The sequence below is a fragment of the Ruegeria jejuensis genome (assembly GCF_041537905.1).
Lineage (GTDB): Bacteria > Pseudomonadota > Alphaproteobacteria > Rhodobacterales > Rhodobacteraceae > Ruegeria_C.
Genome location: NZ_JBGRUO010000013.1, coordinates 1 through 17,657, shown reverse-complemented (window position 1 = coordinate 17,657; position 17,657 = coordinate 1). Strand labels below are relative to the sequence as shown.

Genomic DNA, 17,657 nt, shown 5'->3' with positions numbered 1-17,657 from the left:
GCCGGGCGCTTGGATATCTGCGCGGCCCTGTTACACTCGTCATCATGTCCAACTGGCCGCATGACACCCGCTATACCTTCTCGGCACCGCTCTCGACCGGTGAGAAGGCCACGCATGACGTCTATGTCAAGGGAAGCGGCCCGCCAATCCTGCTGCTGCAGGAAATGCCCGGCATCGGGCCCGAGACGCTGTCACTGGCCGACCGACTGGTTGCGGCGGGCTTCACCATCTACCTGCCGCATCTACTGGGCACCTTCGGTAAACTCACACCCCTGCGCATCACCGCCCGTCTGTTCTGCGTCCGGCGCGAGTTCAACATCTTCGCCAGAGGCCGCCAGAGCCCTATCGCAGGCTGGATGCGTGCCCTCGCCCGTGACATCCGCGACCGCGAAAACGCCGAAGGGATCGGCGTGATCGGCATGTGCCTCACGGGCAGCTTCGCACTGACCCTGATGGCGGAAGAGGCCGTCCTGGGCGGGGTTGCCTCGCAGCCCGCCTTGCCGATGCTGGGCGGCGACCACCTGCACATGAGCCAGCAGGACATCGACGCGGCGCGAGCGGGCATGGCGGCCTCGGGTCCCGGCCTTGCCTTGCGCTTTGAAGGTGACCGTATCGCGACCAAGCGGCATATGCAGGCACTGAAAAGGGCGTTCGGGGATGACCTGCTCACAGAGCAGTATTCCGGCAAGGATCACTCGCTGCTGACGCTGGATTTCCATGACCCGGCCTATCAGCGGGTCGAGGCCTATTTTGCCGAGCGCTTTGCAGCGCTCACAACGCAACCGCCAAGCTGATCGCCCGCCACTGCCTGCCATTTCCTGAAAGCATTAAGGCAGAATTCACCAAAAACTCCCAAAATCCGTCTGAATCGCTGCCTGTTTTGGCCATATCCGCACAATAGGACTTGGCCCTGGGGGCGCATTTACTGCGCTAAGAAGGCCGCGCCGCGCATATTTTTGCAGGGCGCAGAGAGGGGAGAGAGGATGCCTGACGGGTATCTGGTCACGCTGGGGGCGGACCTGGCGCTGTCCAATGGGGACGGCATCTCGGATCCGCTGACAAGCTTTGTCACCGACCAATCACTTGGGGCGGGGGAATGGACCTTTACCGGCACCTACCTGACCACCAATTACGTCGATGAAACGGAACCGGGCGAGTATTTCCTGGCCCAGGACGGCAATGTCTATTTCGTTCCCGATCTTGGCCCCGTCACCACGATCACCACCGCCGTCACACTCGACCCGCCCGCTTATGAGCCCTCAACAAGCGTTGAAGGGACCGATGGCGATGACACGATCGACGACACCTATACCGACGCTGATGGCGATCAGATCAATGATGCGGTCAATGACGCCGATCTGGTCCACGGCTTCGCTGGCGATGACGAGATCAGCAGCCTGGCGGGTGACGACACGATCTTTGGCGGCTCGGGCAATGACACGGTCTTTGGCGGCGCGAGTGAGGACGAGATCTATGGCGATGGCCAGACCGGCGGCACGGAATCGCTCAGCTGGATTGCCGAAGGCGCGGACGAGGCCGATATCAGCGCCGGTTTCACCCAGAATACCGGCGATATCGACGTCAGCGTCAGCTTTGCCAATGACGGCAACAACAACCCGACCTTCACGGTCGAAAGCGATGATCAGCAATATGTGGCGAGCGGCGAGAGCTTTGATGACGATTCCTCGCTTGCCCTTTTCGGCAATGGCGATGGGGACACCTCGACCACCAGTATCGATTTCGCCGCCGCTGCGGATGCGGATGTGCAGGGCGAGGTGGAAAACGTCACCTTCCGCATCAACGACATCGACTTCTTCGGCGGCAATCACCGCGATGTGGTGACGGTCGAGGCGTTCGACGCCAATGGTGACCCGGTCCCGGTGACCCTGACCGCTACGCCAAACGGTGCCAACACCGATGTGGTCAGCGGCAATACCGTGACCGCCGGCGATGCGCTTGAAGATCCCGACGACGCCACCGGCTCGGTCCTGGTCGAGATCGCGGGCCCGGTTGCGCAGATCCAGATCTCTTACGGCAACGCGCTGAATGGCACCCAGGGCATCAACCTGAGCGATGTCTTTTTCGACACGATCCCCAATCCCGACGGCAATGATGATCTGGACGGCGGCGCGGGCAGCGATACGCTGGTCGGTGGCGGCGGCGATGACGTCCTGTCCGGTGGCACTGAGGCCGACGACCTGCAAGGCGGCAGCGGCAACGACACGCTCAACGTAGCCGAAGGTGACACCGCAACGGGCGGCGATGGCGACGACCTGTTTGTGCTCACCGATCTGGGCGAGGCAGGCAGCGCCGCGATCACCATCACCGGCGGCGAAGGTGGCGAGATAGGTGGCGACACGCTGAACCTGAACGGGCTGGCCGACAAATCCACGCTGAACCTCACCACCGATACCGCGGATGAAAAGGCCGGTACGGTTGAACTGCTGGATGGCACGCTGGTCAGTTTCTCGAATATCGAGAATATCATCTGCTTCACCCCCGGCACCGTGATCACCACCGCGCAAGGCCCCCGCAAGGTCGAGGATCTGTCACCGGGCGACCTGATCCTCACCCGCGACAATGGCCTGCAACCGCTGCGCTGGATGGGCCGCCGCAGCGTGCCCGGCCGGGGTCGTTTTGCGCCCATCGAACTGAACGCAACGCTGCTGCCCGGGGCCACCGCCAATCTGCTGGTCTCCCCCCAACATCGGCTGCTCTGGTCCGGAGCGCGGGCGCAGATGCTGTTTGGCGAAAGCGAAGTTCTGGTCGCCGCCACCCATTTGCTGGATCATCCCGCTGTGCGGCAGGTCGAGACTGAGGAGGTGACCTATCTCCACCTCATGCTGGACCGGCACGAGGTGATCTATGCCAATGGCGCCGCCACCGAGAGCTTCTATCCCGGCGACACCGCGCTCACGGCGCTCAGCGACCAGAGCCGCCACGAAATGTTCGAGCTTTTCCCGACGCTGCGCAGTCATGCTGGCAGCTTTGGTGACACCGCGCGCGCCTGTCTGAAAGCCCATGAGGCACGACTGCTGGCGGCGTGAGGCGAAGGCTGGACGATTATCCACCCCGCTCAAGCGGATTTCTGATATCCCATCCCGCGCCGTGATGCCGACCAATCCCGCACCGCCGCGCCGAACGCCTGAAAGAGCGGTCGCGACACCGGATCGCTGCCCGGGTTCCATTCCGGATGCCATTGCACCGACAGAGTAAAGCCCGGCGCGTCTTCGATATAGATCGCCTCAGGCGTGCCATCCGAGGCGGTGCCGTCGATCACGATCCGCTCGCCCGGTGTCTTGATCCCCTGCCCGTGCAACGAGTTCGTCATCACCTCGCGCGTGCCCAGAACCTTGTGGAACACCCCGCCCTCGCGCATCGTCACAACATGGCGCAGCGCAAATTTCTCTTCCAGCGTGCCATCGGGCGGCATCCGGTGGTTCATCCGCCCCGGCAGATCGCGGATTTCAGGGTAGAGCGTGCCGCCCATGGCGACATTGACCTCTTGAAAGCCCCGGCAGATGCCAAAAAACGGCTGCCCCCGCGCGACACAGGCCCGCACCAAAGGCAGCACGATCGCATCGCGCGCCCGGTCGAACTCACCATGCGCGGCAGTTTCCGCCTCGCCATATTCGGCCGGGTGCACATTGGGCCGCCCGCCGGTCAGCACAAAGCCGTCGCAGACCTCCAGCAATTCCTCGACCGTGACAAAGCGCGGGTCCGACGGGATCAAAAGGGGCATGCATTCCGCCACATTGGCCACCGCATCTGAATTCATCGTCCCGCCCGCATGGGTCGGATACTGATCGTTCATCAGATAGGAATTGCCGATTATGCCAACGACCGGACGGGCCATGGATGCTCCTGCACTGGGTTTCGCGTTTCGATTCACAGTATTACCGCCCTGTGAGCTTCGCAACAATGCACACCCTGCGTCATGGCGCAGGCAATTGTGGAACCTTGCACATCAATGACGCACATTCGGACAACCGAGCCCAATATATGAACTGCGTCGCTCGAAGGGCCGGTGTCATCCATCGAAGTGGCGTGTCACAATGCGTGCCTGAAGATGGAGAAACCAATGACACCAAAGCGATTTCCCTATGAGGGTCTGGGCCGGTGCGAGGCCGTCGTGTCGGACGGGCTTGTCTACGCGGTGGCAACGGACCCGCAAGGGGCAAGCGGCATCCTTGAGCAGACCAGAAACACGCTCGACGCGCTGGAGCGTGTTCTGAGCAAGGCGGGCAGCGGAAAACCGGGCTTGCTTCAGGCAACAATCTATCTCAGCGACATCACGCAAAACCGGCCATGGACAGCATCTGGATCGACTGGATAGGAGCTGAGCAGAACCGGCCGCAACGCGCCTGTATCGGCGTCGATCTTGACGAAGGGTGCCTCATCGAGATCGTGGTGACAGCAAAACTACTCTAAATCCCAATGCCAGCACGGCGGGTCAGATCTCTCCGGTTAACCCAACCGCTTCGATCGCCGCAAGAGCTGCTGCCGCGTCGTTATCCGAACTGTCACCCGTGACGCCAACTGCTGCGATCACCGCGCCCTTCTTGTCGCGGATCAGCACGCCGCCCGGTACCGGCACAACCTGCCCGCCATAGACACCGTTCACAGCGGCCATGAAATAGGCCTGCCCTTCGGCGCGCTGCATCTGTGCGGTGCCCGCCATACCCAGCATCACCGCACCATAGGCCTTGCCATGCGCGATCGCAAAACGCCCCGGTGCCGCGCCATCCTCACGCTCGAAAGCTTGCACATGCCCGCCCGCATCCAGCACCACGACCGATAGCGGCTTCAGCTCCATCTCACGCCCCTTCTCCAAGGTCTTGCGAATAATCGTGCGCGCGCGCCTCAGTGACAATGCCATGACATGATGCCTTTCATCTGACTGTAAATATCCTCGGGGAGCGCGAGGGGCAGACAGCCCCGCGCGCTTGTCCTCTCTCAGCCGCTGGCCTTAAGTTCCAACCGCCGCGCATGCAGCACCGGCTCGGTATAGCCCGACGGCTGCACCCGGCCCTTGAACACAAGATCGCAAGCGGCCTGAAAGGCGATGCCGTCAAATCCCGGCGCCATCGCCGTATAGTCCGGGTCATCGGCGTTCTGGCGGTCCACCACCTCGGCCATCTTGCGCAGGCTGGCCATGACCTGCTGGGCATCCACCACACCGTGATGCAGCCAGTTCGCGATATGCTGGGCCGAGATGCGACAGGTGGCGCGGTCCTCCATCAGGCCGATATCGTTCAGATCCGGCACCTTGGAACAGCCCACGCCGTGATCGACCCAGCGCACCACATAGCCCAGAATGCCTTGCGCATTGTTCTCGACCTCGCGGGTGATCTGCTCCGGCGTCCATTTGCGGAAGGCGGCCAGCGGAATGTCCAAGAGCCCATCCAGATGTGCGCGCCGTCCGCCTGCGCGCAGGCGCCGCTGCACCGCCATCACATCGACCTTGTGATAGTGCAGCGCATGCAGGGTCGCAGCCGTCGGGCTGGGCACCCAGGCGCAGGTCGCGCCCGCTTTGGGATGCTCGATCTTCTGCTCCAGCATTGCTGCCATCAGATCGGGCATGGCCCACATGCCCTTGCCGATCTGCGCCCGGCCCTGCAATCCGCATTCCAGCCCGATATCCACGTTCTGGGTCTCATAGGCCCCGATCCAGCCCTTGCGTTTGATGAAATCCTTGCGGCTGAAGGGGCCTGCCTCCATCGAGGTATGGATCTCGTCACCGGTCCGATCCAGAAAGCCGGTATTGATGAAGGCCACCCGCGATTTCGCCGCGCGGATGCATTCCTTGAGATTGGCGCTGGTGCGGCGTTCCTCATCCATGACACCGATCTTCACGGTGTGGCGCGGCAGGCTCAGGATGTCCTCGACCGCGTCGAAAATCCGATCGGCAAATGCCACCTCTTCCGGCCCGTGCATCTTCGGCTTCACGATATAGACCGAGCCATGCACCGAATTGCCGCTTTCGCGCTGCAGGTCATGCATGGCGATCAGTGTGGTGGTGAGCCCGTCCAACAGCCCCTCAAAAATCTCGCCCCCGTCACGGTCCAGCACCGCCGGGTTGGTCATAAGGTGGCCGACATTGCGCACCCAGAGCAGCGCCCGGCCTTTCAGGACCACCGACGCGCCATCCGGGCCGGTAAACGCGCGATCCGCATTCAGCGCCCGGCTGACCGTCTTGCCGCCCTTCTTGAACGAGGTCTCCAGATCGCCCTTCATCAGCCCCAGCCAGTTGGAATAGGCCAGCACCTTGTCCTCGGCATCGACACAAGCGACGGAATCCTCGCAATCCATGATCGCGGACATCGCGCTTTCCAGCAGCACATCGGCCAGCCCGGCCTGATCGCGGCTGCCAATGGGATGCGCGCGGTCAAAGACCAGTTCCACATGCAACCCGTTGTTGCGCAGCAGAACCGCATCCGGCGCTTTGGGATTGCCGCGAAAGCCGATGAATTTTTCCGGCTGCATCAGTGGCTGATCATCGATCAGCAGCGCGCCATCGCGCACATGGTAGCGGCGCACATCCGCGTGGCTGGTGCCGTTGATCGGAAACGCCTCATCCAGAAACACCCGCGCCCGCGCCACAACCCGCGCGCCCCTGCCCCTATCATACCCGCCCGAGGGCGCAGGCGAACCCATCGCATCGGTGCCATAGAACCCGTCATAGAGCGAGCCCCACCGCGCATTCGCGGCGTTCAGCGCATAGCGCGCATTGGTGATCGGCACCACCAGCTGCGGCCCTGGAACCTGCGCGATCTCGGGATCGACATTGGCGGTGTCGATCTCGAAATCCTCGCCTTCCGGCAGCAGATAGCCGATATCGGTCAGAAATGCCTTATAGGCTTCGGCGTCATGCGGCGCGTCTCGATGGGCGATATGCCAGGCATCGATCTGCTGCTGGAGATCCTCACGCTTTTGCAGCAAGGCGCGGTTCTCCAGCCCGAACTCATGCGCCAACCGGCTCAGCCCGGTCCAAAACGTATCTGCCGTCACGCCCGTGCCCGGCAGCGCCTCTTGCTCAATGAACTCCGCATATTCGGTTGCAACCTGCAATCCGTCCTTCTCGACCCGCGCGCTCATTGCCGCCCTCCGATTGGTAATATTTTCTATCCACCTTGATTTAAAGAATGAGTTTCCGATAGGCAACGGGCGAATGCAATCGGGAACTTTCGCAGATACAAAGCCGACCCGCCGGATCGCCTGTCTCAATCCGCTTGCGCCCCTGCCTGCCTGCGATACATCTGTCTAGACCACGCCAAGGGAGCCTATCATGCGAGACGCAGCACCTCAGACGATCTACCTCAAGGATTACACCCCGTTCGGCTTCGACGTGCGCGAGGTTAACCTGATCTTCGATCTTGCTCCGAACGCCACACGGGTGACCAGCCGAATCCGTTTCGCCGCGAAACCCGACGCTGAAAACCGCGAGTTCTTCCTACATGGCGAACAGTTGAAGCTGATCCGCGCCAGCATTGACGGCGCTGAGATCACACCGACGCTGACCGAGACCGGCCTGACCTGCGAAGTGCCCGAGGGGGAGTTCACCTTCGAGGCCGAGGTCGAGATCGACCCGGCCAACAACACCGCGCTCGAAGGGCTGTATATGTCGAACGGCATGTATTGCACCCAATGCGAGGCAGAAGGCTTTCGCAAGATCACCTATTACCCGGACCGCCCCGATGTCATGTCCACCTTCACCGTGCGGGTGAATGGCGACCTGCCGGTGCTGCTGTCAAACGGCAACCCGGTTGATCAGGGCGAAGGTTTCGCCGAATGGCACGATCCCTGGCCCAAACCCGCCTACCTCTTCGCGCTGGTGGCGGGCGATCTGGTCGCCCATTCCGATCACTTCACCACCGTCTCGGGCCGCGAGGTTGATCTGAACCTCTATGTCCGCCCCGGCGATGAGGGCAAATGCGCCTTCGGGATGGAGGCGCTGAAAAAGTCGATGAAATGGGACGAGGATGTCTATGGCCGCGAATACGACCTCGACGTGTTCAACATCGTCGCGGTGGACGATTTCAACATGGGCGCGATGGAGAACAAGGGGCTGAATGTCTTCAACTCATCGGCTGTTCTGGCCAGCCCCGAAACCGCGACCGATGGCAATTTCGAACGCATCGAGGCGATCATCGCCCATGAGTACTTCCACAACTGGACTGGCAACCGCATCACCTGCCGCGACTGGTTCCAGCTCTGCCTGAAAGAGGGCCTGACCGTGTTCCGCGACGCGCAGTTTACCTCCGATGTGCGCAGCGCGCCGGTGAAACGCATCGGCGATGTGATCGACCTGCGCGCGCGGCAATTCCCCGAGGATAACGGGCCGCTGGCCCACCCGGTGCGACCCGAGAGCTTTCAGGAGATCAACAATTTCTACACCGCCACCGTCTATGAGAAAGGCGCCGAGGTGATCGGCATGCTCAAGCGGCTGGCGGGCGATCAGGCTTATGCCGAGGCGCTGGATCTCTATTTCGCGCGCCATGACGGGCAGGCCTGCACCATCGAGGACTGGCTGAAAGTGTTCGAGGATGTGACCGGGCGCGACCTGAGCCAGTTCAAGCTCTGGTACTCGCAGGCGGGCACGCCGCGCGTGAAGGTCGAGGAGGGCTGGGCGGACGGCACCTATTCTCTCACTCTGTCGCAGAATATCCCCGACACCCCCGGTCAGGTGGGCAAGCAGCCGATGCACATCCCTGTCGCCGTGGGTCTGCTTGGCCCCAATGGCGACGAGGTGCACGAGACCCAGACGCTGGAACTGACCGAGGCGCGGCAGAGCTTCACCTTTGACGGTCTCGCCGCGAAACCCACGGCCTCGATCCTGCGCGAATTCTCCGCGCCGGTCATTCTGGACCATGATGTCAGCCGGTCAGAGCAGGCCTTCCTGCTGGCCCATGACACCGACCCCTTCAACCGCTGGAGCGCCGGCCGCACACTGGCCACCCAGACGCTGCTCGACATGATCACCGACGGCAAATCCCCCGGCGCCGACTATCTGGACGGCGTGCTCAGCGTGCTGCGCGACGACGCGCTTGATCCGGCCTATCGTTCGCTGATGGCCGGGCTGCCAACGCAGTCGGAACTGGCGGGCGCACTGGCCGATCGTGGCTTAATCCCTGATCCGATGGCGATCTGGACGGCGAGCGAGACGCTGAAACAGGCCATGGCGCAGCATGCCCAGGACCTGCTGCCGCGCCTGCACAGCCAGATGCGCGTCGATGCCAGCTACAGGCCTGATGCCGAGCAATCGGGCAAACGGTCGCTGGGCGCGGTTGTTCTGGCCATGACCACCCGCCTTGACGGCGGCGAGTTGGCGGCCAGCGAATATGCGCGCGCTGATAATATGACGCTGCAACTGTCCTCGCTTGGCGCGCTGCTGCGCGCGGGCAAAGGCGCGGCGGAACTGGCCGGTTTCTACAGCCAATGGCAGGATGACCGGCTGGTGATCGACAAATGGTTCGGCCTGCAGGTCTCGCTGGCCAATCCTGACCAGAGCTGTGCCGTGGCGCAGAAGCTGACCGAACATCCTGATTTCCACTGGAAGACCCCCAATCGCTTCCGCTCGGTTCTTGGCCCGCTGGCAATGAACCATGCCGGCTTCCACTATACGGATGGCAAATCCTACGCGCTGCTGGCGGACTGGCTGATCCGGCTTGATCCGGTGAACCCGCAGACCACGGCGCGGATGTGCTCGGCCTTCCAGACCTGGAAACGCTATGATGCCGACCGGCAGGCGTCGATCCGGGTGCAGCTTGAGCGCATCGCCGCCACACCCGACCTGTCGCGCGACACAACTGAAATGATCAGCCGCATTCTGGACGCCTGAGCGATGCGCCGCACGCTGCTCATCACCGGGGCCAGCGCCGGGATCGGGGCCGAGACCGCCCGGCTGGCGGCTGCGCGGGGCTATGATCTGGCGCTGAACTACCGGCAGGACCATGCGGGCGCCGCAGCCGTTGCCGAGACGGCGCGCGCGGCGGGTGCCGCGGTGGTGCTCTGCCCCGGAGATGTCAGCGACCCGGCGCAGATCGAGCAGATATTTGCCACGCTCGACGCAACCTTTCCCCGGCTTGACGCGCTGGTGAACAACGCTGGCATTGTCGATCTGCATATCCGCATGACCGAGGTGACCCACGCCCGGCTGCGGCGCATCTTCGATACCAACGTGATCGGCGCGATCCTGGTGGCCAGCACAGCAGTCAAGCGGATGCAGGCCCATGGACAGGGTGGTGCGGTGGTCAACCTGTCCTCGGGCGCGGCGCGGTTGGGATCGGCCAATGAATATGTCGATTACGCCGCCTCCAAGGCCGCCATCGACACCTTCACCAAAGGCTTTGCCGATGAGATGGCCGGGGACGGCATCCGCATCAACGCCGTCCGGCCCGGTTTTATCGATACCGAGATACACGCCAAGGGCGGAGATCCGGGCCGTGCGCATCGTATCGGCGCATCCCTACCGCTCAAACGCGCGGGCACGGTGGCGGATGTGGCCGAGGCGATCCTGTTCCTGCTCTCGGACAAGGCCTCCTACATCACCGGCACCACGCTCGATGTCACGGGTGGGCGGTGATGGAAGAGTTTCAGTATCACCACCGCAGCCGCAGCTGGCGCGCGCTGGCCATTCTGGGCGCAATCTATGTTCTGCTGCTGGCAGGGGTTGTTGCCATCGATCTGGTCTGGTGGATCGCTGCAATTGCCGTGCTCTGCACTCTGCCCGCCGTTTACGAGTTCTTCACCGACCGGCGCGCGGGGCTGACCCTGAGCGCGCAGGACTTGTGCTGGTTCACCGGCACGCTGACACAAGAAGTGCCCCTTGATGACATCAAGAGCGTGCGCTTTGATACCCGCTGGGACCTGTCGGTGCGGGTCACGCTGATCCTGCAAAACGACCGCAAACTGCGCCTGCCCCATGAATGCCTGCCGCCGCATCGCGATTTTGAGAGCCGCCTGAAACAGGCCGGATTGCGCGTGGAACGGCATCATTTCGCGATCTTTTGACCGATTGATGCCGAGGCCGGAACGGCACCCTTAGAATACCCCAAAACCTGTCCCGCCCGGTCCCGTCCGGGCCACGTTTGTGCCTCAAACCACCTGCAGTTTAAGCCTCAGGAACGAGAAGGCGCGAGCAGGACAGAGAATGTTAAAACGAATTGCACCGATCGCATATCGGCTGGGATCGCTGCTGCCGCGACGGCAGACGCAAGCGCCCGAACGCCCGCGTGTCAGGCGGCTGAGTGTGCCTGCGGCCCTTGTCGCCGAGGACCGGCTGAATATCCCGGTGAACGAGCGCGCTCTGGAAGAATGCGAGGCTGACCTGATCCGCGAGCGGGGCCGGTTTCTCGTCCGGCAGGAGCGCTGGTCTGAACTGGCGCAGGAGATGCGCAAAGCCGAAGCGCAGCGCGACAGCACGCAAGGCGGGTTACCTTCGGTTGACCTATTGGGTTTCGGGGCCCGCGCAGATGTGGTCGAAACGGTCGCGCAAGCGCTGACCTCGCCAAGAGGGCGGGATGAAAGGCTGCTGCTGGACGGGGTGATGGGGTTCGAGGCCGCCTTGCAGGAACACAAGGGCGACCCGATGATCGCGCTGGTGGTGGCGCTGACCCATATCGATCTGGGCTGGGTCTGGCGCGGCGAAGGCTGGCCCGAAGCCACCCCTGCCCGTCATGAAAAGCGCGCCAATGCCCATTTCGACCGCGCCAGAACGCTGCTGTCGCGCCATTGCGGCGCAACCCTGCAAAGCCCGGCCCTGCTGGCGGCCCGCTGTGCCGCGCGCGCGGGCGGATCCGATAGCGCCATGTCCGTTGCTGACGACTATGAGACGCTGATCGATCTGGCCCCGGAAAACCCCCGTCACATGCGCGCGCTTGGCAATCATATGCTGCCGCGCTGGTTCGGCAGCTATGCCGCGCTGGAGCTTGAGGCTCGCCGGACCGCCGCGCGGACCCAGTTCATGTGGGGAACCGGTGGCTATGCCTGGGTCTATTTCGACGCCATCGCGCTGGATGCGGGGGCCTGCGCGCGGGTGGATGTCGCCTTCTTTCTGGACGGGCTGCGCGACATCCTGCGCGCCCGCCCCGATCAGGAGATGGTCAACCTGCTGACCGCCTATTGCTGTGTTGCTCTGCCCGGTGGGGCCGGTGGGAACGATCCGGGTCGCGATAATCGCGCCCGGATCGCGGCCGCCGCCGACTGGCTGATCCGCGACCACCTGACCGAGATCCACCCGATGGTCTGGGCCCATGCCTCGGACCGGTTCGTGAACAATCTACATATACGCTCGCCCCGGCAGTTTGCCTCGCGCGGGCGGGCGGATGCGCTGCGCTGCCTCTCGACGCGGTTCGAAGATGAAATCCGCCAGGGCCAGCGGGTCACCTTCACCCCCGACGGGCTGCGGCTGGAGGCTGTCTGAACCGCATTGCCTCTTGCCCATGACCCGAGCCGGGCCTAGAAGGCGGGTCGAACCTGATGCGGACAAAAGGCGCACCCATGCTGGACCTGACCTACGACACGCCCAAAGTCAAAACCATTGCCGGAGCCAAGCACGATTGGGAACTGGTGATCGGGATGGAAGTCCATGCGCAGGTCTCGTCCAACGCCAAGCTGTTCTCGGGTGCCTCGACGCAATTCGGAGCAGAGCCAAACTCGAACGTGGCCTTTGTGGACGCGGCGATGCCGGGCATGCTGCCGGTGATCAACGAATACTGCGTCGAACAGGCGGTGCGCACCGGGCTGGGGCTGAAGGCCGGGATCAACCTGAAATCGGCCTTTGACCGCAAGAACTATTTCTACCCCGACCTGCCGCAGGGCTACCAGATTTCCCAGCTCTACCACCCCATCGTGGGCGAGGGCGAAGTGCTGGTCGAGATGGGCGACGGCACCGCGCGCCTGGTGCGGATCGAGCGTATCCATATGGAACAGGACGCAGGCAAGTCGATCCACGACATGGACCCCAATATGTCCTTCGTGGACCTCAACCGCACCGGTGTCTGCCTGATGGAAATCGTCAGCCGCCCCGATATCCGTGGCCCCGAAGAGGCCGCCGCCTATATCGCCAAGCTGCGCCAGATCATGCGCTATCTGGGCACCTGTGATGGCAACATGCAGAACGGCAACCTGCGGGCCGATGTGAACGTCTCGATCTGCCTGCCGGGTGCCTATGAGAAGTATCAGGAAACGCAGGATTTCAGCCATCTCGGCACGCGCTGCGAGATCAAGAACATGAACTCTATGCGGTTCATCCAGCAGGCCATCGAGGTCGAGGCCCGCCGTCAGATCGCCATTGTCGAGGGCGGCGGCACGGTCGATCAGGAAACCCGGCTCTATGATCCCGACAAGGGCGAGACGCGGTCCATGCGGTCCAAGGAAGAGGCCCATGATTACCGCTACTTCCCCGATCCCGACCTGCTGCCGCTGGAGATCGAGCAGGCCTGGGTCGACGATATCGCCGCGAAACTGCCCGAGTTGCCGGACGAGAAAAAAGCCCGCTTCATCGGCGACTTCGGCCTGACCGATTATGATGCCTCGGTGCTGACGGCCGAGGTGGAATCGGCGGCCTATTTCGAAGAGGTAGCGAAGGGCCGCAGCGGCAAGCTGGCCGCGAACTGGGTCATCAACGAGTTGTTCGGGCGTCTGAAGAAAGAAGATCACGAGATCACCGACTCGCCCGTGTCACCCGCGCAACTGGGTGGCATCATCGACCTGATCGCCTCGGACGCCATCTCGGGCAAGATCGCCAAGGACCTGTTCGAGATCGTTTATACCGAAGGCGGCGATCCCGCTCGAATCGTCGAGGATCGCGGAATGAAGCAGGTGACCGATACCGGCGCCATCGAGGCCGCCCTGGACGAAATCATCGCCGCCAACCCCGCGCAGGTGGAAAAAGCCAAGGTGAACCCGAAACTGGCGGGCTGGTTTGTGGGTCAGGTGATGAAAGCCACCGGCGGCAAGGCCAACCCCAAGGCAGTGAACCAGTTGGTGGCGCAAAAGCTGGGAGCGTAAACCAGGGTGGCCCGGGTGGATTTGACCCCTGAAAGGACGACGATCCTGCTCCATGTGGGCATTCACAAAACCGGCTCGACCTCATTGCAAAAGAACTTCGCCAAACACCGACCTTTGCTCAGAGCAGGTGGCATCCGATTTCTCGGTCACGGCGGGCCTTACCGGAACCTCTACTCCGCCTTCCTGACCGACCCTATGCGTTTCTTTTGGAACAAGCAGTCAAAGCTGAACGCCGAGCAGATCCGGCTGCGCGATCAGCAAACCTTGGCCGATTTGCGCACCCGGCTGACCCGATGCCAAGGACAGACGATCATTATATCAAGCGAACGGCTGTCAATGCTTCAACCTTCGGAATTGCAGGCATTGAGGGGCTTCCTGACTCCCTACGGCACTGTGAAAGCCGTCTTTTTCTACCGCGAACTCGATAGCTGGATCTCGTCCAACAGCCAAGAGATGGCTAAGTCCGGAATCGCAACAGAGCCCACCGACTTCACCCTCGCGCTCAGGCGCATCCGAGAAATGCCCTTGCGAGTTGCCGACGCGTTCGGGCCTGACAACACCACCTTTATTCGCTTCGAAGACGCCATTCAGTCCGGTATTTGCGATACTTTTTTGTCAACCTTCGGCCTGCCGACGCTCACTGAACTGGGCGGCGAGGAGGTTATTGCGAACCAATCGATCTCTGACGCAGCGGTTGAGGCTCTGTTCGACTATAACCGGCAGTTTCCGTTGGGCAATCCGGAGAGGAACCCCAAAGAGGTGGCCCGCATCATGGCCTTGCCCGGCAAAAAATACCAGGCCCCCGGGTTCAGCCGCAAAGAGATCGCACAATATGCTCAAGCAAGGGCAGAGGTCGGCAACACACTGGGGTTTAGGCTTAAAGCCCCCGAGCACCTACCCGTTCGCCGGATCGAGGTGACAGACCTGTTCGGGCGGGCAGTTCAATCTGCCGAACAGCGGATCCTGAAAATCCTAGGAAAGGCTTCCTGAGGTCAATCGGGTATCCCGTAAACCTTCACCCCGTCGGCACCATCAGCAGAACCCATTCGCCGATCGTGTCGACCTGTGTTGCACCTTCGTCAAGGCGCTCTTCGATCAGAACGGTCTCCACCACCGGGCAACCGACAAGTACCGAGGCGTCGCCGAGATATTCGCCGGTCAGGTCGTTTTCTCCGATCACCTGACAGACACCATTGGCATCCGGGTAGGGCCCTGCGGTGACCAGGCCCGAGGTTTCGGGCGGGCCGTAGCTTGCGGAGCCGGAGGAGGGGCTGGTGTCACAACCGGGCAGCGTTGCGATCAGGAGGGCGGCGGCGAAGGGGGTATAATTCATGATAAGCATGTCTTTCTGATAATCCGGGTCCGGTCGACCCTGTTCCTGTTTAGGCGCAAACCGGCGAAAAATCACCTGTTGCGGGTCGGGCGCTGCTGCGGGCGGTGTTTTGCGCATCCCATCCCGCGACGGGCGGAAGCCGGGGCTTTGGCGGCCCTGCGCAACGGCAGGACTTTTCGTGCGGGGGCAATCTTGTTACACCGCTCCGGCAACCGGAGAATATGATGGCCCGCTACGAGTACAAAGTTGTCCCCGCCCCCGCAAAGGGCACCAAGGCAAAAGGCATCAAGACGCCCGAGGGGCGGTTTGCGCTGTCCCTAGAAGAACTGTTGAACCTGCAGGCCGCGGAGGGATGGGAGTATCAGCGAGCGGAACTGCTGCCCAGCGAGGAGAAATCCGGTCTGACCGGGTCAACCACCAATTGGCGCAATGTCCTGATCTTTCGCCGTCTGCTGGACGCCGATGACGAACGCGCGGTGTTGGTGGCTCAGCCGCTGGAGGCCCCGAAACATGACGCCGATGGCATCCCGATTGCCCGCCCGATCCCCGGCCCCGAGGATACCCGCGCCCCTGCCCCGATCGCCGAAGAGGTCAACGACCCGCCACTGAACCGCACCGAGAGTGACGCGGGCGCGCGCACGCCGCCGCTGGTGGCCCAGCCTCCGGTCCAAGGCGATAAGGGCGGGTCATCAGAAAGCTGAGCCGCCTCAGGGCTTTGCGTCAGGCGTCGATATCGAGCGCCAGCGCATGGATGCGCCCGACGAGGTCGCCCAAAGCGGCATGCACAGCCCGGTGACGGGCGATGCGGGACTGACCGGCAAAGGCGTCGGCCCGGATGCGCACGTTGAAATGCGACTGCCCGCCTTCGCGATAGCCCGCATGGCCGCGATGGCTTTCGCTGTCATCGACCACCTCCAGCTCTCGCGGGGAAAACGCCTGTTGCAGGCTGTTGCGGATTTCGTCGGTTATGGTCATCTTTCGCCAGTCGGCAAAATAATTGCCGCCCCCTCTTCTATCTTCCGTCACTTGGATTAAACTGCTGCCTCCGAGTCGTGAAGCCGTGTTCGAAAGGTGCCCCTGATGTCCAAATCCGATCCGTTTGGTTTCGACATGTCCGTCTCTTCTGCCAAGAAGAAAAACCCGCGCGGTCGGCGTGGCATGTCCGGCGCGTCCGAGACATCGGTGCGCCTGTGCGATCATGAAGGGTGTCAGGAGGCCGGCAAGTTCCGCGCCCCCAAGGCGCCGGATGTGCTGGATGATTTCTTCTGGTTCTGCCAGCAGCATGTGCGCGAATATAACCAGAAATGGAATTTCTTCGACGGCACCACCGAGGCCGAGTTGAACGCCCAGATGTCCAAGGACAAGGTCTGGGAACGCAAGACACGCCCCATGGGCGACCCCGAGGCCAAGGCCTGGGCACGGCTGGGCATCGAGGACCCGCATCAGGTGCTGGGGGCCAATGCCACCCAGAATCCCGGTCGCGGCTCAACCGGAACCAAGCGCCTGCCGCCCACCGAACGCCGCGCGGTGGAAATCCTGGAAGCGCAGGATCACTGGAGCAAAGCCGACGTGCGCAAGGCCTACAAGAAGCTGATCAAGGTGCTGCACCCGGACATGAATGGCGGCGATCGCAGTCAGGAAGAACAGCTGCAGGAAGTGGTCTGGGCCTGGGACCAGATCAAGGACAGCCGCAACTTCAAGTAAGCACATTTTGTGACGCCTCGGACTTGATCCGTCCGTGCCCTCCGGGCCGGGCGCGATGGGGTGTGTGGGTTCGCATTTAGGTGGAAACTTGCCAAGGCACGCAACTTTCGGTAATTTACCCTGTATTTACAAGGTCTCTTTTCCAGAGGTCTCCTGATGAAAACTGTTTTGTGTCTGGCCATTTTTCTTGGCCTTTTGATTTCTACTGGCGCGTCGCTCAATGCCCAATCCTATCCGATCGGGGCCTGTATTCTGCCGAGCGGCCAATGGTGCATTCCCCCTTCGACGGGTTACCCGGGCTCGATTTGTTCATGCCTGACCGAAGATGGCTGGATGGAGGGGATCCAGAACCGACCGGAGGGTCGCATGAAATTGACGGAAAAACCCGAGGTCCGTGACCTATTGACGGCGGCGCGCCTGACCTGAGCCCCTGAATCTCCTCCAGCTTTGTATAGAGTCCGCCCAACTGAACGACTACCGACTGACGTCGGTAGGATCGGCGATGTGGTTTTCGAGGTATTGCAACACGACGTCTTCGGTGATGGCGCCGTTGGTCGTTGAGAAATACCCTCGCCCCCAGAACCGGCGTCCCCAATAGCGCTTGCGG

Annotated in this window: 18 protein-coding genes; 12 read left to right on the top strand and 6 right to left on the bottom strand. The window is 62.3% G+C overall.

Annotated features, from left to right (window positions below):
• Positions 1-44: 44 nt before the first annotated feature.
• Together AB1E34_RS15290 and AB1E34_RS15285 are read left to right on the top strand one after the other, a co-directional pair.
• On the top strand, positions 45-794 hold the full coding sequence (locus AB1E34_RS15290; RefSeq protein ID WP_372573209.1) for a dienelactone hydrolase family protein: 750 nt from the start codon (positions 45-47) through the stop codon (positions 792-794).
• 189 nt (positions 795-983) lie between these two features.
• Complete coding sequence (locus AB1E34_RS15285; protein WP_372573208.1) at positions 984-3,047, top strand: Hint domain-containing protein; 2,064 nt, start codon at positions 984-986, stop codon at positions 3,045-3,047.
• Between the two features lie 29 nt (positions 3,048-3,076).
• Here the strand turns inward: AB1E34_RS15285 and AB1E34_RS15280 are convergent, their stop codons facing one another.
• Positions 3,077-3,856, bottom strand: coding sequence for a gamma-glutamyl-gamma-aminobutyrate hydrolase family protein (locus tag AB1E34_RS15280; RefSeq protein ID WP_372573207.1), 780 nt, complete (start codon positions 3,854-3,856; stop codon positions 3,077-3,079).
• 225 nt (positions 3,857-4,081) lie between these two features.
• Between AB1E34_RS15280 and AB1E34_RS15275 the strand changes: the two genes are divergently transcribed.
• On the top strand, positions 4,082-4,336 hold the full coding sequence (locus tag AB1E34_RS15275) for a RidA family protein (RefSeq protein WP_372573206.1): 255 nt from the start codon (positions 4,082-4,084) through the stop codon (positions 4,334-4,336).
• Positions 4,337-4,453: 117 nt separating this feature from the next.
• Here the strand turns inward: AB1E34_RS15275 and AB1E34_RS15270 are convergent, their stop codons facing one another.
• The gene (locus tag AB1E34_RS15270; protein ID WP_372573205.1) at positions 4,454-4,879 is read right to left on the bottom strand and encodes a GlcG/HbpS family heme-binding protein; all 426 of its coding nucleotides are present in this window, start codon (positions 4,877-4,879) and stop codon (positions 4,454-4,456) included.
• A 77-nt stretch (positions 4,880-4,956) separates the two neighbouring features.
• Positions 4,957-7,098 carry a malate synthase G gene (locus tag AB1E34_RS15265; RefSeq protein ID WP_372573204.1) on the bottom strand — a complete coding sequence of 714 codons (2,142 nt, stop codon included), beginning with the start codon at positions 7,096-7,098 and terminating at the stop codon, positions 4,957-4,959.
• Positions 7,099-7,288: 190 nt separating this feature from the next.
• Between AB1E34_RS15265 and pepN the strand changes: the two genes are divergently transcribed.
• From pepN to AB1E34_RS15235, 6 genes are all read left to right on the top strand, one after another.
• A complete protein-coding gene (gene pepN, locus AB1E34_RS15260) occupies positions 7,289-9,841 on the top strand; it encodes an aminopeptidase N (protein WP_372573203.1) in 2,553 nt (850 codons plus the stop codon).
• Positions 9,842-9,844: 3 nt separating this feature from the next.
• Entirely contained in the window at positions 9,845-10,585 is a 741-nt protein-coding gene (locus tag AB1E34_RS15255) for an SDR family oxidoreductase (RefSeq protein WP_372573202.1), read from the top strand.
• Complete coding sequence (locus tag AB1E34_RS15250) at positions 10,585-11,013, top strand: hypothetical protein (protein ID WP_372573201.1); 429 nt, start codon at positions 10,585-10,587, stop codon at positions 11,011-11,013. Before AB1E34_RS15255 ends, AB1E34_RS15250 begins: the two co-directional genes overlap by 1 nt.
• A gap of 139 nt (positions 11,014-11,152) precedes the next feature.
• A complete protein-coding gene (locus AB1E34_RS15245; RefSeq protein ID WP_372573200.1) occupies positions 11,153-12,424 on the top strand; it encodes a hypothetical protein in 1,272 nt (423 codons plus the stop codon).
• 77 nt (positions 12,425-12,501) lie between these two features.
• On the top strand, positions 12,502-14,013 hold the full coding sequence (gene gatB, locus AB1E34_RS15240; protein ID WP_372573199.1) for an Asp-tRNA(Asn)/Glu-tRNA(Gln) amidotransferase subunit GatB: 1,512 nt from the start codon (positions 12,502-12,504) through the stop codon (positions 14,011-14,013).
• Positions 14,014-14,028: 15 nt separating this feature from the next.
• Positions 14,029-15,003, top strand: coding sequence for a hypothetical protein (locus tag AB1E34_RS15235; RefSeq protein ID WP_372573198.1), 975 nt, complete (start codon positions 14,029-14,031; stop codon positions 15,001-15,003).
• A gap of 25 nt (positions 15,004-15,028) precedes the next feature.
• On the opposite strand, the gene AB1E34_RS15230 is transcribed toward AB1E34_RS15235, so the two are convergent.
• Positions 15,029-15,346, bottom strand: a complete 318-nt coding sequence (locus tag AB1E34_RS15230) for a hypothetical protein (protein WP_372573197.1) — start codon at positions 15,344-15,346, stop codon at positions 15,029-15,031.
• Positions 15,347-15,570: 224 nt separating this feature from the next.
• Between AB1E34_RS15230 and AB1E34_RS15225 the strand changes: the two genes are divergently transcribed.
• Positions 15,571-16,047 (top strand): DUF4177 domain-containing protein, encoded by a 477-nt coding sequence (locus tag AB1E34_RS15225; RefSeq protein ID WP_372573196.1) that lies wholly within the window; start codon positions 15,571-15,573, stop codon positions 16,045-16,047.
• Between the two features lie 19 nt (positions 16,048-16,066).
• Here AB1E34_RS15225 and AB1E34_RS15220 read toward each other — a convergent pair whose 3' ends face one another.
• On the bottom strand, positions 16,067-16,321 hold the full coding sequence (locus AB1E34_RS15220; protein ID WP_372573195.1) for a BolA family protein: 255 nt from the start codon (positions 16,319-16,321) through the stop codon (positions 16,067-16,069).
• 105 nt (positions 16,322-16,426) lie between these two features.
• Between AB1E34_RS15220 and AB1E34_RS15215 the strand changes: the two genes are divergently transcribed.
• Positions 16,427-17,050 (top strand): DnaJ domain-containing protein, encoded by a 624-nt coding sequence (locus tag AB1E34_RS15215; RefSeq protein ID WP_372573194.1) that lies wholly within the window; start codon positions 16,427-16,429, stop codon positions 17,048-17,050.
• Between the two features lie 156 nt (positions 17,051-17,206).
• Positions 17,207-17,476, top strand: coding sequence for a hypothetical protein (locus tag AB1E34_RS15210; RefSeq protein ID WP_372573193.1), 270 nt, complete (start codon positions 17,207-17,209; stop codon positions 17,474-17,476).
• Positions 17,477-17,524: 48 nt separating this feature from the next.
• Here AB1E34_RS15210 and AB1E34_RS15205 read toward each other — a convergent pair.
• The coding region (locus AB1E34_RS15205; RefSeq protein WP_372573319.1) for a transposase at positions 17,525-17,657 on the bottom strand (133 nt) is incomplete at its 5' end.

Bases quoted from the DNA above. Each gene is read 5' to 3' on its own strand.
- AB1E34_RS15225 (WP_372573196.1), top strand. From the start codon at position 15,571: ATGGCCCGCTACGAGTACAAAGTTGTCCCCGCCCCCGCAAAGGGCACC.
- AB1E34_RS15285 (WP_372573208.1), top strand. From the start codon at position 984: ATGCCTGACGGGTATCTGGTCACGCTGGGGGCGGACCTGGCGCTGTCC.
- AB1E34_RS15245 (WP_372573200.1), top strand. From the start codon at position 11,153: ATGTTAAAACGAATTGCACCGATCGCATATCGGCTGGGATCGCTGCTG.
- AB1E34_RS15230 (WP_372573197.1), bottom strand. From the start codon at position 15,346: ATGAATTATACCCCCTTCGCCGCCGCCCTCCTGATCGCAACGCTGCCC.
- gatB (WP_372573199.1), top strand. From the start codon at position 12,502: ATGCTGGACCTGACCTACGACACGCCCAAAGTCAAAACCATTGCCGGA.
- AB1E34_RS15270 (WP_372573205.1), bottom strand. From the start codon at position 4,879: ATGGCATTGTCACTGAGGCGCGCGCGCACGATTATTCGCAAGACCTTG.
- AB1E34_RS15290 (WP_372573209.1), top strand. From the start codon at position 45: ATGTCCAACTGGCCGCATGACACCCGCTATACCTTCTCGGCACCGCTC.
- AB1E34_RS15220 (WP_372573195.1), bottom strand. From the start codon at position 16,321: ATGACCATAACCGACGAAATCCGCAACAGCCTGCAACAGGCGTTTTCC.
- AB1E34_RS15265 (WP_372573204.1), bottom strand. From the start codon at position 7,098: ATGAGCGCGCGGGTCGAGAAGGACGGATTGCAGGTTGCAACCGAATAT.
- AB1E34_RS15275 (WP_372573206.1), top strand. From the start codon at position 4,082: ATGACACCAAAGCGATTTCCCTATGAGGGTCTGGGCCGGTGCGAGGCC.
- pepN (WP_372573203.1), top strand. From the start codon at position 7,289: ATGCGAGACGCAGCACCTCAGACGATCTACCTCAAGGATTACACCCCG.
- AB1E34_RS15210 (WP_372573193.1), top strand. From the start codon at position 17,207: ATGAAAACTGTTTTGTGTCTGGCCATTTTTCTTGGCCTTTTGATTTCT.
- AB1E34_RS15255 (WP_372573202.1), top strand. From the start codon at position 9,845: ATGCGCCGCACGCTGCTCATCACCGGGGCCAGCGCCGGGATCGGGGCC.
- AB1E34_RS15215 (WP_372573194.1), top strand. From the start codon at position 16,427: ATGTCCAAATCCGATCCGTTTGGTTTCGACATGTCCGTCTCTTCTGCC.
- AB1E34_RS15280 (WP_372573207.1), bottom strand. From the start codon at position 3,856: ATGGCCCGTCCGGTCGTTGGCATAATCGGCAATTCCTATCTGATGAAC.
- AB1E34_RS15250 (WP_372573201.1), top strand. From the start codon at position 10,585: ATGGAAGAGTTTCAGTATCACCACCGCAGCCGCAGCTGGCGCGCGCTG.